The organism is Marinobacter sp. H13 (genome assembly GCF_059072335.1).
The window spans coordinates 2,668,047-2,681,558 of record NZ_JCACRU010000001.1; the positions used below are offsets into that span (position 1 = coordinate 2,668,047).

The following is a 13,512-nucleotide window of genomic DNA, read 5'->3' on the forward strand; positions in this document are numbered from 1 at the left end:
CTCACTTATGACCGGTTGATTCACGAGAACTGCGAACGTCGTCCCCACTTCGACACCAAGAACGGCGGCGCTGCCCGTCAACCATTACATTACCCGAGCTGCGGGTGGTTATTGGTTGGTAGAATCTTGTTGAATACGAAGACTCGACCGACCTGAACCATCGGGTTTGTCATTTAGCAGTAAAATGGCGACGCGGGCGTTATTAGGATCCTGCCTTACCGTAAAGTCGAGGATAAAGTTCCCCACGGCGGCAAATGGCTCTGTCATCCGCCCGGACCGAATATCGACTGCCACTATCCGATCCGTCCCTTCCGCTTTGGATCTAAACAGAGAGGTATTTCTGCCCCGCACCTGGGTATAAGCGATATCGCCATCGATCTGCACTCGCCGTGCCAGCGGGATCGCCCGCTCCCGGACGCGATCACTCTCATCAAACCCCAGTGGATACTCCTGTTGCTCCAGTTTCACGTAGACCACGGGAAATGTTATCTCTCCAAGCGCGTCTGAATAGGGTACACTCGTTACCGCCGTTTGCCGCTGCCCAACACCGGTCCGATATAATAGCCGGTCGTTTTCATCCAATGAGAACGCGGATGCGTGGTCAATGGGGGTGTCCTGATAAATATTACTTAACCCCAGGAATGCCGGGCTTTTGGCAATGCTGAACAGGCCGTCATGGCTCTCCAGTTGATATACCCCCCCCGCAAAAGCCTCATAAACCCCGCGCCGTTGCAGATAGGCCGTGTTGTTGTTAATGCGCAGATAGGCCTGCAAATCATCGCTGACTGGCTTAAGGCCGCTATCGTCCAGAGCCAACACCCAGGCATGCAGCTTGGTATCGATACCATCAAATCCAGATATATTATTCTCGCCCCATACCGCGACGATCTCTGTGTTGCCGTCCGCGTCAATATCACCGGCATCCAGGTACAAAGCCTCCAGGTTCGCATTAGACGGTCTGAATTCAGCGACCGGCTTTAAAACTTGGGTGCTATCGATGTCATAGACCGATAATCCCTTCGCACCTAACAGCGCCACCCGCAAAATATCGGGGTTAGGCTGATTTAACGAGACAATGCGCAGCGGCCGTCGATTCAGGTCAATACGGCGGTCAGGGACAGAGTTGCCAACCGACGGCCGGCCAGCCAACCGCACTGTCTTGTTGGTGTAGTTCGTGGCCGTCGTTTCAGCAAGCTGACGCTGCTCGGCGCCGATGGTCATGCCGTCCCGCGTACGGTTAAGCACCAGTGTCGCCGTCCTGTTCGTCACGGTTAAGCGCAACTCCAGTGCGCTGACCGGAGAGTCGGCATGCCGCCCCAGGGTGATCTGGTAGCCGAGACTAACGAGCCGTCGCAGCAGTTCCAGTGACTCCAGAGCGAGTCTGCCATCGTCACCGGTCATGATGAAATCGATGGTTTTGCTATCGTCCCACGCGGCTAATGATTTCTCTGTCTGGATCCATTCCGCATAGGCTGTTGGCAGCCAGGCGACAGACAGCAGCCAAATGAGTAAGACGGGGAGCCTGAAATTGATCCGAGCGATGTCGATCATATTGCCTCCAAAAAAAGGCAAACGATACAAAGGTATCGTTTGCCTTGCTACTTGACGCTGTTCGTATGACCGGTTTAATACGCCCAGTTCATGCTCAGCGTATTAACGTAGGCACTATCATTGGAGTTGGTCTGATCTTGAATGCCGTCACCCGGAACGAACGTCGAGAGGATGTAATCCATCGAGAAGTTCTGGTTGAAGGCGTACTTCAGCTGCAGATCCACGGTAGTACCGGCATAATCATCAACCTTTTGGCCGGGGTTTTTGGCATTGATCAGGTTGCCGGTTTCATCAAACCAGATCATGAACAACTGCGCCTTATATGACAGGTTCGGTGACACATTGGCTAACGCGCCCTTGGTGCCAAGCGCGAAGATCCGCGACCCCGGGTTGATACCCGATGCACCGTTACCGATGCCGCCGTAACCCTGTACGCCCGCGCCGCCAGTACGCTCCGGCGCATAGGCATACAGTGTTGCGCCATAACCGGTGCTCAGGTTTTCGCCCAGGATGTTGCCGTCCATGCCCATCAGGCCACTGAAGCGGCCGATATCGGTGATACCGTTAAAGCCTTCGACCTTGTTGTCGGTTGCGTCACTGTCGCCCTGGGTATATCTGACCGCCACATAGGGACTGAAGCTGTCGTTGACAGGGAGTTCGATACCGGCGTAGGCAGCCGCGGAGCTCAGGTCACGCTCACCGACAGTGCCATCGGCGCCGATCACTTCAAACGACAGGTTGGCACCACCAATCTTGCCGAAGCCTTCCAGGCCGAAATAGGTCACATCGGCATTTCTATCGACGTTATCGCTATACGCCAGGATCGGGCTGAGCGTCCATTCCGCTACCTTCTGACTTACCTTGGCGCTGTAGACGCGCCAGTCTCCTGCTTCACTGGAGCCGGTATTTACCCTATTGTTGATCGGAATATAGAGCACTTCGTAGCTGGTATCGTTGTTCTTGCCCCGCAAGCCGACGAACGGGTGATCGTCACCGTACAGAAGGCCGCCGGACTGCAGATCGAGATAGCGTATGTCCCAGCCCGCCTGCAGCTGCACAGCCGGCGCAAGCGAGTAGAGGAACTCGGCGCGTTCGATACCGAATTCGCCACCCGCGTTGGGCAGGCCGTTCTTTTCTGCTGTAGTAAAAAAACTCCGGTCAACGTTGTCTTTGGTCAGGATCTGATCGGCCTCTGCGATCATCTTGACCGACCAGTCATCGCCGGCGGCTTTCCAGCCCAGACGCGTTTCGGCACGGGTATTAGCGCCGTTACCACTGACAAGGCCCCCTTCATTGAGCGTCGCGCCATCTTCTTTTTGGTCATCAAAGTCAAAATTGGAGTAATAGGTCGGTTTGATCTTGGCAGTACCAAAGAACTCGATCTCTGCAGCGTTACTCTGGGCCGCTCCGAGGCCGAGTGATGCCAATATCGCAGTGGCAAGGGTCAATTTCTTGAAAGACACGGGCTTAGTAGACTTAGACATAGGCGTACTCCTGTATTGCTTTTTACAGCATTTTGTTATTGGTCTGCTTAGCAAAGCATGCCGGTTTTAGCGTGTCAAATAATTATTGAACTTTAATAGTCCTTTGCTGTCTCCCCATTCTGGTCGACCGACGTAAACCGTCCGCACCGACCCGTTCTTCAAGTCGGCTATGGGCATCAAGCAATTGCCTTCCTCAGCCCGGATGTTCCGATACGGCACCCGGCCAAACGCCGCCGCTTGAGAGCGGTCATGCAGGAACTGATGTATATGGCCTGCCGCTTGATCCACAGCCAACGTCATTGAATTAGTGACTTTTATCGATAAATACCATACAATTATCGCTCACACACTCCTGAGGAAAACGCCTTATGAAACACCCACAAAAGCCAACGGTTGACACCCCCAGCCAGGTCCTGACCAAAAATTGTACATAAAATAACCAACCTGCTTGATGGTCCCGCCTTTATCGCCCAGCACCGTCAGCGCCCCCAGGATTTCACCCGCCACTGCCACCTGACCTTCAAGCATCTGGTGCTGTTCCTGCTCAACCAACCCCAGTCCGCCTTGCAGACCGAACTGAACGGCTTCTTCCAGCAGGTCACCGATGCTGCCCTGGAGTCCTGTCACGTGACCGCCTCTGCCTTCTGCAAGGCCCGCCAAAAGCTGGATCCGGCCGTGTTCGAGGCCCTGAACCAGGCCATTCAGGCTCAACTGGATGCGCAGGGACTGCGCCTGCTGGCCATCGATGGCTCCATGGTGCGGGTGGACCCGCATCCTGAGATTGCAGTGGTATGGGGGCAGGATCGGGACATCTCAGGCAAGGGGCAATACACGAAGATCTACTCTCAACTTTTCGAGGTCTCTGGGGAGGAGCTGCGGGAAGAAACTGAAAAAACAGAGAATGTTGCCATAAGGTTTATTAATAACCAGTTGCATGTCCAGCGATATGAATTGCTTGCCGGAGACATCGGGAAACTGATGGTTGCCTCTGTGAAGGGTTCAGGGATCGGAGCTGGCGAAGAGAGTTCGTCGCTTTCTGACAGAGAAATCTTTTCAGTTTTCCCCATCGACGACGCTACGAGGATCAGTGTCGCTGAAAGCTATCTTGAACTGCAGTCTCCCGGTGGGAAGCCTTTCCCCAGGATTGAGTTGGGTAGAGTTTCTTTGCCAAGGGTCGCTATGCCATTAAAGGAGAGGAAAATCGTTACTACTCCCGATTACGCTTATTCTGTTAACGAACAATACCTTTCAGTCAGGGAGCTAGCCACATATACATATACAGTGTCCCGTCTGGCTAATTCGTCGACCCTTTAAAAGCGTCAGATAGAGGGTCAATTAGGAATCTCGACAGTCACTTGCAAGCCACCACCAGAAGCTGTTGAGAAGGTAACCTGCCCACCGTAACGCTCAACGATTTCTCTCGCTATGGCGAGCCCAAGGCCGTGCCCCGGTGTTTGTTCGTCCAGACGTAGCCCGCGCTGACCCAGGCTGGTCATTTCGTTTTCGTTGACTCCTGGGCCATCATCGGTCACGACCATGCGAGTTAACCCGTTGTCTTGTGATAAGGAAAGTTCAACGTAACTGTTCGACCATTTTCCCGCGTTATCCAGCAAATTTCCCAGGATCTCGTTCAAATCATGCTCTTCAACCGGCCAGCGGCTTTCCTCGGGAAGGGCGCTGGACAGCTCAAAGGATTTTTCCGGGTACAAACGGCCTAGCATCCAAAGAAGATCCCGGGCCTGCTTCAAGGGGTACGCACTTTTTCCAACCTGCGGGCCGGCGAAACGACTGCGCCGCATTTCCGCTTCAAGCTGTTTGTCGATGTCATTCAGCCGGGCTGCCATCTGGTGTCTCAGATCGTTGTTTAGAGGGTGGCTTTTGTCGTCCAGAATCTGCCGGACAGCTGCGATGGGTGTTTTAACGCTGTGGGACAAGTTTGCCAGGGCGTCTCGTGAGCGCTCCAGTCGCTGATCCAAAGAGTCGAGCAACTGGTTGAGCTGCTCCACAAGGGGCTGAAACTCCTCGGGAGACTGGACGTCAATACGCGAAATTTTGCCATCCTGGAGCCTTTTTAGTGCAGCCTTGAGTGTTACAACAGGGCGCATGGATAGGGTAATGCCGAACCAGATCACGGCGACCAGAAGCAGTATCAGCAAAACGGAGACGATGGCAGTCCAGGCATGCAGTTCTGCCTGACTGCGTTTCAATGCGCCGAGATCCTCGGAGACAATCACAGTGATAGGCGTTTCGCCTACCTGGAAGGATTTTCGATAGGCAAGGATATCCGAGGGTGCGTCAGCTATTTCTGTGTCGTGCACCCGAAGGGTTCCGTCATTGCCGGACTCAATCAAGGGCGTTAAAAGAGGCGCCCAGGCCTCGGGCGAAATGATTGTCCCGGAGGGCGACCGTATGGCAAAGGCGTGATGGAAGACATCCTGGAAGTAATCACCGGTCTGGAGCGTATCCACGCGACCATTCGACGTGCGAATCTGGTGTACAAGGAACGCGACTTCGTCCTTGAGCCTGCTTTCAACGAATTCCCTGGACATCCGTTCCAGCAACAAGTCGTGCACCAGCCACGCAAGAACCATCAGGCCAATGCTGGCCGGCAATAGCAGGGCAAGCAGAGTTCCCTTGACTGACGCTGGTTTCCTATGAAACATCGTTGAACAGATACCCCTGGCCGCGCCGTGTTGAGATGGTTTTGGGGCCTACCAGCTTCCTTAGCCTCCGGATATAGGCCTCGATGACGTTTTCACTCGGGTTGTCATTAAGGTTGTAAAGCTGTTCCATCAGCTGCTCTTTCGAGAAAACCTGGCCAGGCCGGCTCATCAGGCAGCGCAACAGGCGGAACTCGGTGCCTGTCAGGGGGTGTTCCGTGCCTCCCTCCAGTTTCAGGCTCTGGCGATTCTCGTCCAATTCAAAGCGGCCGGCCTTTACCAGGGAATGGACTCTTCCTTCGCTTCGACGCACTATGGCGTTAAGGCGGGCGATCAGCTCTTCGGTCTGGAAGGGCTTGGCCAGGTAGTCGTCTGCCCCGGCCTTTAGACCATTGACCTTATCATGCCAATCGTCCCTTGCAGTCAAAATCAATACAGGAAAGCTGACGCGGTTCGCTCGCCATTTTTTCAGCACATCCAGACCGTTACCATCGGGCAAGCCCAGATCCAGTATGCTTATCCGGTAATCCTCCTGCTCGCCAAGAACGATAGCCTCTTTCGCCGTGTAGGCGGCATCCACACTGAACCCTGATTTCTCTAATTGGCGTGTGAGGCCTTGTGAAAGCAAGCGATCATCTTCGACCAATAGTAATCGCATAGTTGTTCCTTTCCAGTGGCAATATGACCGGCGCAGTCTCGCTGAAGCGCCTGAATCCAGCCTGAATAATAATTATTTTGGTATTTTCAGCAAGAATTCAGGTTAGTGAGCGGTGGTATCAGCCGATTCTGGACATTGCTCAAGTTTCGGGGCAAGTGTGACCAGCGCTTACTATAAATTATTGCAGGAGAAGATGGGATGAGTGCATCAAAGTTCTTGGTGGCGGCAGTCGCGATCTCGATGTCCGCAACGGCATTTGCAGCGGGTGCTCATGGCGAAGGGCATGGTAGCGGACGTAGCGGGCATGGTGGCGGGCACGGCGCGGCGACTGGTGAGCCGGGCAAAGCGTCAGAAGCCACTCGGACAATCACCGTGGAAATGCATGACAACTACTACGAGCCGGACTCGATTGATGTGAAGCCTGGCGAAACCGTGCGCTTTGTAGTGGAGAACAAGGGCAGCCTGGTTCACGAATTCAATATTGGCACGCCTGCCATGCACGAAGCCCACCAGAAGGAAATGATGATGATGGTTGAGCACGGGATTATCCAGGGCGGCACGCTCAATCGCGACATGATGGAAATGGATATGGGGAATGGCAAGGCCATGAAACACAACGATCCGAACAGCGTATTGCTGGAGTCGGGGCAGAGCAGGGAAGTGGTCTGGAAGTTTTCCGATAAAGGTGATATCGAGTTTGCCTGCAACGTGCCCGGGCACTATCAGGCCGGTATGTATGGCGAAGTGGATTTCGACTGATCCCTTTCTGATCAACCGCTCCCGCCGCGCCGGCGAAATCCTCGGCCTGGCGGGCGTTCCTCATAGACTGTTTTGTAGTTGGGAGCAATCAAAACCATGAACACAACCTTTCTGGCAGGCATTGCGGCTCTGCTGTTGCCGGTGATCGGCCTGGCAGGGGAATACAGCCTCACAGTCGATCGGGTAAAAATCGATACCGGCGACTTTGTCAAAACGGGTATCGGCTACAATGGCAAATCCCCCGGGCCGGTTCTGCGCTTCAGGGAAGGCGAAGAGGTTTCCATCAATGTGACCAATAACCTCGATGAGATGACCTCCATTCACTGGCACGGGCTGATCCTTCCCTTCGATCAGGACGGCGTGCCCGGTATCAGTTTCCCCGGAATCAAGCCGGGAGAAACCTTTACCTACCAGTTTCCCATCCAGCAGACGGGTACCTACTGGTTTCACAGCCACTCCGGCTTCCAGGAGCCTGACGGTGCTTACGGTGCCATTGTCATCGAACCCGAGGGGCGTGAGCCGTTCCGTTACGACCGTGAGTACGTGGTTCAGCTGACCGACAAACACCCGCACTCCGGTGACCGCATCATGCGGAACCTGAAAATGATACCCGATTACTACAACCGCAAGCAGCAAACGGTGGGTGAGTTTTTTTCGGACGTTTCTGAAAATGGCCTGATGAATACGGTCCGGGACCGGATGGCCTAGGGTAACATGCGCATGATGAAAGCGGATGTCGAGGACTTGCAGGGCTTTACCGGTCTGATCAACGGCAAGGGGCCGGAGCAGAACTGGACCGGCCTCTTCGAACCGGGGAGCGCATCCGGCTGCGTTTCATCAACTCCTCGGCGATGACGTATTTTGACGTTCGGATTCCCGGCCTGGATATGACGGTTGTGCAGGCAGACGGCAATAACGTACAGCCGGTCAATGTCGCCGAATTCCGGATCGGCGTGGCAGAAACCTACGATGTGATTGTCCGCCCCAGGGAGGCGCAGGCCTACACCATCTTCGCTGAGTCCATGGGCCGTTCGGGCTATGCAAGAGCAACGCTGGCTCCGGAAGAAGGAATGGAAGCCGCCGTTCCCCAACTGCGTGAGCCTGCGCGCCTGACCATGGCCGATATGGGCGGCATGCCCGGTATGGACCACGGTAGCATGGCGGGCATGGACCACGATTCCATGGAGATGCCCAAAGGTGGCGCGAGCGATCCGTTCTACGCGAAGGGCAGTGGCCTTGTGCCCGTGGCGGCGAATGGCGGCAAATTCCTGTCCTATGCAGACCTGAAAGCTCAAAACCCGCTGTATGAAGACCGGGAACCGACCCGGGAAATCGAGCTTCGACTGACCGGCAACATGGAGCGCTATATCTGGAGCATCAACGGCGTTAAGTACGAGGATGCGGATCCGATTCGTCTCCAGTACGGTGAGCGAGTCCGCTTCAAGTTTGTGAACGAAACCATGATGACCCACCCTATGCACCTTCACGGTATGTGGTCCATTCTCGAGGTCGGTGCAGGCCAGTGGAATCCCATCAAGCACACTGTCAGCGTACAGCCCGGAGCCACAGTTTATATGGAAACCGAGGTTGATGAACCCGGGCAGTGGGCCTTCCATTGTCACCTGTCCTATCACGCGGCAGCCGGTATGTTCCGCAAGGTCATTGTTGAGGGTGGCCCGGAGTCGGCTCAGGCAAAGGCAGGCGCCACGACCGAAGAAGGAGGTGATGCATGAGCCGTATCCGATTGCTGGGTGCTGTGAGCCTGCTTGTTTCGATCGGCTTCCCAACCGCGTTAGCGGCTCAGGAGATGATTTCCGACACCACCGCGCGTAAGCAGCCGCTCACGACCTGGGGTGTGCAGTTGGAGGAGTTTGAATACCGCTACAGTGACGATGATGAGGAGCTGGGAGTCTGGGATGCGGATTCCTTCTACGGCACCGACGAGCTGAAACTCCGGTGGATTTCAAAAGGTGAGTACAGCCTGGAGGGGCGGGCCTACGAATCACTGGAAAACCAGCTGGTGGGGCAGGTGCCGATTTCCAGGTTCTTTGATGCCAAAGCCGGCGTCCGGTTCGACACACCCGAGGGTCCGGACCGGACGTACGCGGTGCTCGGTGTTGTCGGGCTGGCGCCCCAGTGGTTTGAGATCGATGCGAACCTGTACATGAGTGACGAGGGCGACACATCCGCCGATCTGGATGCCGAATACGAGTGGCTGTTGACCAACTACTGGATCCTGTATGCGACTCTGGATGCGACGGTAGCGTTCAGCGAGGACCGGGAAATTGGCGTCGGCAAGGGGTTGGTGTCCACCGAAACCGGCCTCAGGTTGAGTTATGACCTGATTGACCGCACGTTCTCGCCCTATGTGGGTGTGGTGCACGAGCGCAAGTACGGCGATACCGCGGATTTCGCCAAAGCCGGGGGCGGTGGTACGGAAGACTGGTTTGCCGTGATCGGCGCCCGCATCGCGTTCTGATCGTGGGGCTGACGGGCCCGGGATACTCCCCGGGCCCGTTTCTGTATACACTTTGATCTGGGTCGAGTCCACCTGGAATTTTCACCTGTATTCAGTCGCAGTTCAGGTTGGCATGGTGTGATAGAGGGTAGGTAGCGAGGCAACGAGGTGCACTCCCATGACCAAAGCACACAAAGCAAGTAATCAGGCGCAGTTTCTGTTGCGCCGGAAACTGACCGTCGAAGACCTTGGCGAGAGTGAGTGGGACGATTTTATCCACGAACTCAACCACCATCCCTGCGTCGATTTTGCCGAGCGCAAACCGGGCAACCAGCTGTATGTCACCTTCGATGGGACCCATTGGTCCACCGATGAGCTGCTGGAGCTGATCGAGCTCCATGGAGGCCGGTTGAAAGCGGGCTGGTGGACCCGGCGGAAACTGGCGTGGTATCGCTATACGGACGACAACGTCCGGGCCAATGCCAAGCATGAGCCGTTTTGCTGTTCGAAAATCCCGCCGATGAAAAAATAACAGGAGGTTGTATGTCATACACGATTGACCGACTTATCGGCAATGCGGGTTTCGAGGAGGTGGACAAACGAACGCGTCAGGCGCTTACCGATCACGGCTTCGGGGTGCTGACGGAAATTGACGTCAAGGCCACGATGAAGAAAAAGCTGGACAAGGATATGTCTGCGTACCGGATTCTCGGGGCCTGTAATCCAGGTATGGCCTGGGAAGCCATTGGCGTGGAGCCTCGTGTCGGCGCGATGCTGCCGTGTAACGTCATTCTTCGCGAAGTTGTGGAGGGTATCGAGGTCAGCGCGATAGACCCCGTGGCTTCCATGACCGCTATTGATAACGACGAGCTCAAGCAGGTTGCTGGAAAAGTCAGGGAAATGCTTTTAAAGGTTGTTGAATCGATTTGAGTGACCGAGAGAGATCTGATTCCCGTTGTACCCTGACCTGAGGAGGTGGTTTTATGAAACTCCAGGCGCGTAACCGGTGGCGCTCCTCGCTGGTAGCCACTGTCCTGATGAGCCTGTCCCTGACGGCGATGGGAGACAGTGCCCGGGCATTCGTACCCATGGGGACGGCGGATTCCGTGGGCGTTATTGATCTGGAAAGTTACCAGATAACGTCGACGATCAGCGGGACCATCAATACCCATGGCTCGGCACTGACACCCGATGGCCGCTATCTGGTTGCCGGCAGCCTGACCGCTCACGACAGCCAGGAACCGGTCAGTCGCCCGGAGGGCGTGACGGAAGATGAGCATGCCGCCCATCATGGGGGTGGTGCGCCCGCGGCAGCTCCGGAAGACGCCAATACCGGGCGGATCTATGTTGTCGATACCTCCACGAACGCGATTGCCCGCACGCTGGAGGTGCCTGGGCCGGTGCACCATGTACTGGTGACCCCTGACGGTCGCTACGCTGTTTCCACGCACCCCATGGGCGGCGGTATCAGTGTGGTTGACCTGGAATCCGGACAGCTGGTTGAAACCGTGGCGACGGGCCCGGCGCCCAACTACGTGGTAGCGACCGACAACGGTCAGTCTCTGCTGGTCAGCAATACCGGCAACGGCACGGTCAGCGAAGTGGATACCCGGCACTGGTTCGTCAAACGCAATCTTCGGGTTGGCGGTAGTCCGGAGCATATGGTGCTCGCCCCCGGCAACGAACGGCTTTATGTCAATGATGTCGACTCGGGCCAGGTTGTTGCCCTGGAGCTTTCCAAAGGCGCCGTGGCGGCAAGGTATGATGTCGGGGCGGAATCTCATGGCGTTGGCCTGAGCACCGACGGCGGGATACTGTACGCAACCAGTAAGGGCGGCGACCGGGTCGTCCGGATCGATCTTGCCAGCGGGATCCGCCATAGCGTGTCACTGGCGCCGGCCCCTTACCACCTGGCGGTCTCTCCCGTCGATGGCAGCCTATTAATCACCAGTCGGGCCGAAGCCAGGCTCTGGGTGCTTGATCCGGGCTCTCTGGAGATTATTGATGACGTTTCTTTGGACGGGATAGGTCACCAAATATCGCTAGAGGCATACTAGCCAGTAAGCCCCACTGACAAGCTTTTCCCAAAGGGAATCTATATGGATAAGCGTTTCAAGATTACGTTGGCAATTTTTGCGGTCATCGCTTTGGTTTTGCTCTGGGGCGAACATAAGGTTCACCTTCTGGGTGCTTTGCCGTGGTTAATCCTTCTGGCATGCCCGTTTATTCATATGTTTATGCATGGAGGGCATGGGAATCACGGTGGCCATAATCACCACGATCAACCGGAAGGCAAGAGTGGAGGCCAACGCGATGACTGATGCTTCGTCCGATTACGGTCTTTGGGGACTGGTGGTTCTAAACTCGGTGATCTTTATTTTCTTCGCTTTCAGTTTTTTTAAGCCACAGACCCAACGAGACTGGCGATCCTTCGGTGCGTTCAGCGCGTTTCTCGTGGCATTATTCACAGAGATGTATGGGTTCCCGCTGACACTCTATTTCCTGTCCGGTTGGCTTCAGACCCAATACCCGGATGTGAATTGGCTTGCCCACGATAGCGGGCACTTGCTTGAAATGCTCTTTGGTTGGCAGGGTTCTCCCCATTTCGGCCCCTTCCACTTGTTGAGTACGGTGTTTATAGGTGGAGGTTTTTACTTGATTGCCGCCGGATGGCGAACCCTGTACACGGCGCAAAAAGAGCGAAAGCTGGCTACGACGGGGCTCTATTCGTATGTTCGGCATCCTCAGTATGTCGGCTTTGTCTTGATTATGTTTGGCTTCCTTCTGCAGTGGCCAACACTTATAACTCTGGCGATGTTTCCGGTTTTGCTCTGGATGTATGCCCGCTTATCGATCAATGAGGAGCGGGAGGCAGAGAAAACGTTCGGGGAAGCCTGGCGGCACTATGCCAACAAAACTCCCAGGTTTTTGCCGCGGTTGCGCGGATTGGGGCGGCAAGCTTGAACAAAAGCTCTACTCATCTGCCGGGTAGACAAAGGAGCTGTTGGTGAGCCTGTCACTTTCGATACGTTCAGTCGCCGGAATGGTTCTTGTTGCCTTTCTTTGGGCGATCTGCTTTCCTTTTATTGTGGTGGGATTGCCAGATGCGCCACCCTTGCTTTTTGCCGCTTTACGCGCATTGTTGGCAGGGTTGTGTCTGATTCTGATCGCTTTTACAAAAGATGGTCGGCCCAGTTATTCGCTTCGCCAGCTTCTTATGCTGGCCGTAATTGGCCTCAGTTACACGGGTATGGGGCTTGGAGGGATGTTTCTCGGCGCTGGCAAGCTGGGACCGGGGCTTGCAACGGTTCTGGCCAATGCGCAACCACTGTTTGCGGCGGTTCTTTCGTTTTTTATCGTTCGAGAGGTGGTGACCGGGCGTGTGTTTGTGGGCCTTTTGATTGGTTTTATTGGTGTTGTGGTGCTAGCGATGCCAGAGATGGAGTTTGGTAACGCCAGATTTTCAGGGACCGTCTATGTTCTTGGTGGAGCCATCGGAACCGCCATTGGAAATGTGCTGCTTAAATACCAGGCCGGCAGCGATGATATCTATTGGTCAATGGGCATCCAGCTTGTCATAGGCTCAGTGTTTCTGGGAATAGCATCCGTGAGCCTGGGCGAGGGCTTCGAGATTGATTGGACCTGGTCATTTACCACTGCCATGTTCGTTCTGGCCATTCCGGCAACGGCAATGATGGTTGTGCTCTGGTATGCCTTGCTCGCCAGCGCGCCCTTGAACAGCCTCAATTCGTTTACCTTTTTAACGCCTGTTTTCGGTCTCGCTATCGGAATGCTTTTGTTCGGCGAAACTTTCACATCACTGGAGATGATCGGGATAGGAATCACAATTGTCGGCTTGGTGATCGTTGTCAAAGCGCCTGGGAAAACAGCAAGCGGTTCCGCTGTCGGGGAACAGGCAAAGGTGATCCGTAGCTCATAGTA

General features: G+C 55.2%; 13 protein-coding genes and 2 pseudogenes. 10 read left to right on the forward strand and 5 right to left on the reverse strand.

The window, feature by feature from the left end; translation table 11 throughout:
• Positions 1–108: 108 nt before the first annotated feature.
• The 3 genes from AC5JQH_RS12305 to AC5JQH_RS12315 all read right to left on the reverse strand — a co-directional run bounded on the left by AC5JQH_RS12305 (position 109) and on the right by AC5JQH_RS12315 (position 3,563).
• Complete coding sequence (locus tag AC5JQH_RS12305) at positions 109–1,551, reverse strand: hypothetical protein (protein WP_493805642.1); 1,443 nt, start codon at positions 1,549–1,551, stop codon at positions 109–111.
• Positions 1,552–1,625: 74 nt separating this feature from the next.
• Complete coding sequence (locus AC5JQH_RS12310; protein WP_493805643.1) at positions 1,626–3,035, reverse strand: hypothetical protein; 1,410 nt, start codon at positions 3,033–3,035, stop codon at positions 1,626–1,628.
• Positions 3,036–3,401: 366 nt separating this feature from the next.
• Positions 3,402–3,563 carry a hypothetical protein gene (locus AC5JQH_RS12315; RefSeq protein WP_493805644.1) on the reverse strand — a complete coding sequence of 54 codons (162 nt, stop codon included), beginning with the start codon at positions 3,561–3,563 and terminating at the stop codon, positions 3,402–3,404.
• Here AC5JQH_RS12315 and AC5JQH_RS12320 point away from each other — a divergent pair.
• A pseudogene (locus AC5JQH_RS12320) lies at positions 3,501–3,833 on the forward strand (hypothetical protein); the annotation flags it as partial. The gene AC5JQH_RS12315 and the pseudogene AC5JQH_RS12320 sit on opposite strands and share 63 nt — an antisense overlap.
• Positions 3,834–4,366: 533 nt before the next feature.
• Here AC5JQH_RS12320 and AC5JQH_RS12325 read toward each other — a convergent pair.
• Together AC5JQH_RS12325 and AC5JQH_RS12330 are read right to left on the reverse strand one after the other, a co-directional pair.
• Positions 4,367–5,698, reverse strand: a complete 1,332-nt coding sequence (locus AC5JQH_RS12325; RefSeq protein WP_493805645.1) for a sensor histidine kinase — start codon at positions 5,696–5,698, stop codon at positions 4,367–4,369.
• On the reverse strand, positions 5,688–6,353 hold the full coding sequence (locus AC5JQH_RS12330) for a response regulator (protein WP_039881786.1): 666 nt from the start codon (positions 6,351–6,353) through the stop codon (positions 5,688–5,690). Before AC5JQH_RS12330 ends, AC5JQH_RS12325 begins: the two co-directional genes overlap by 11 nt.
• Before the next feature lie 198 nt (positions 6,354–6,551).
• On the opposite strand from AC5JQH_RS12330, the gene AC5JQH_RS12335 reads away from it, so the two are divergent.
• The 9 genes and pseudogenes from AC5JQH_RS12335 to AC5JQH_RS12375 all read left to right on the forward strand — a co-directional run bounded on the left by AC5JQH_RS12335 (position 6,552) and on the right by AC5JQH_RS12375 (position 13,510).
• Positions 6,552–7,112 carry a cupredoxin domain-containing protein gene (locus tag AC5JQH_RS12335; RefSeq protein WP_493805646.1) on the forward strand — a complete coding sequence of 187 codons (561 nt, stop codon included), beginning with the start codon at positions 6,552–6,554 and terminating at the stop codon, positions 7,110–7,112.
• 96 nt (positions 7,113–7,208) lie between these two features.
• Positions 7,209–8,845, forward strand: a pseudogene (locus tag AC5JQH_RS12340) (copper resistance system multicopper oxidase).
• Positions 8,842–9,591, forward strand: coding sequence for a copper resistance protein B (locus tag AC5JQH_RS12345; protein ID WP_288944955.1), 750 nt, complete (start codon positions 8,842–8,844; stop codon positions 9,589–9,591). The pseudogene AC5JQH_RS12340 and the gene AC5JQH_RS12345 overlap by 4 nt, the downstream one beginning before the upstream one ends.
• Positions 9,592–9,748: 157 nt before the next feature.
• The gene (locus AC5JQH_RS12350) at positions 9,749–10,102 is read left to right on the forward strand and encodes a hypothetical protein (protein ID WP_288944954.1); all 354 of its coding nucleotides are present in this window, start codon (positions 9,749–9,751) and stop codon (positions 10,100–10,102) included.
• A gap of 11 nt (positions 10,103–10,113) precedes the next feature.
• The gene (locus AC5JQH_RS12355) at positions 10,114–10,500 is read left to right on the forward strand and encodes a DUF302 domain-containing protein (protein ID WP_288944953.1); all 387 of its coding nucleotides are present in this window, start codon (positions 10,114–10,116) and stop codon (positions 10,498–10,500) included.
• A gap of 53 nt (positions 10,501–10,553) precedes the next feature.
• A complete protein-coding gene (locus tag AC5JQH_RS12360) occupies positions 10,554–11,627 on the forward strand; it encodes a YncE family protein (protein ID WP_493791974.1) in 1,074 nt (357 codons plus the stop codon).
• A gap of 42 nt (positions 11,628–11,669) precedes the next feature.
• Positions 11,670–11,891 carry a DUF2933 domain-containing protein gene (locus AC5JQH_RS12365; protein WP_081467492.1) on the forward strand — a complete coding sequence of 74 codons (222 nt, stop codon included), beginning with the start codon at positions 11,670–11,672 and terminating at the stop codon, positions 11,889–11,891.
• On the forward strand, positions 11,884–12,534 hold the full coding sequence (locus AC5JQH_RS12370; protein WP_092033548.1) for an isoprenylcysteine carboxylmethyltransferase family protein: 651 nt from the start codon (positions 11,884–11,886) through the stop codon (positions 12,532–12,534). Before AC5JQH_RS12365 ends, AC5JQH_RS12370 begins: the two co-directional genes overlap by 8 nt.
• Before the next feature lie 43 nt (positions 12,535–12,577).
• Positions 12,578–13,510 carry a DMT family transporter gene (locus AC5JQH_RS12375; protein ID WP_493805647.1) on the forward strand — a complete coding sequence of 311 codons (933 nt, stop codon included), beginning with the start codon at positions 12,578–12,580 and terminating at the stop codon, positions 13,508–13,510.
• The last annotated feature ends 2 nt before the right edge of the window (positions 13,511–13,512 follow it).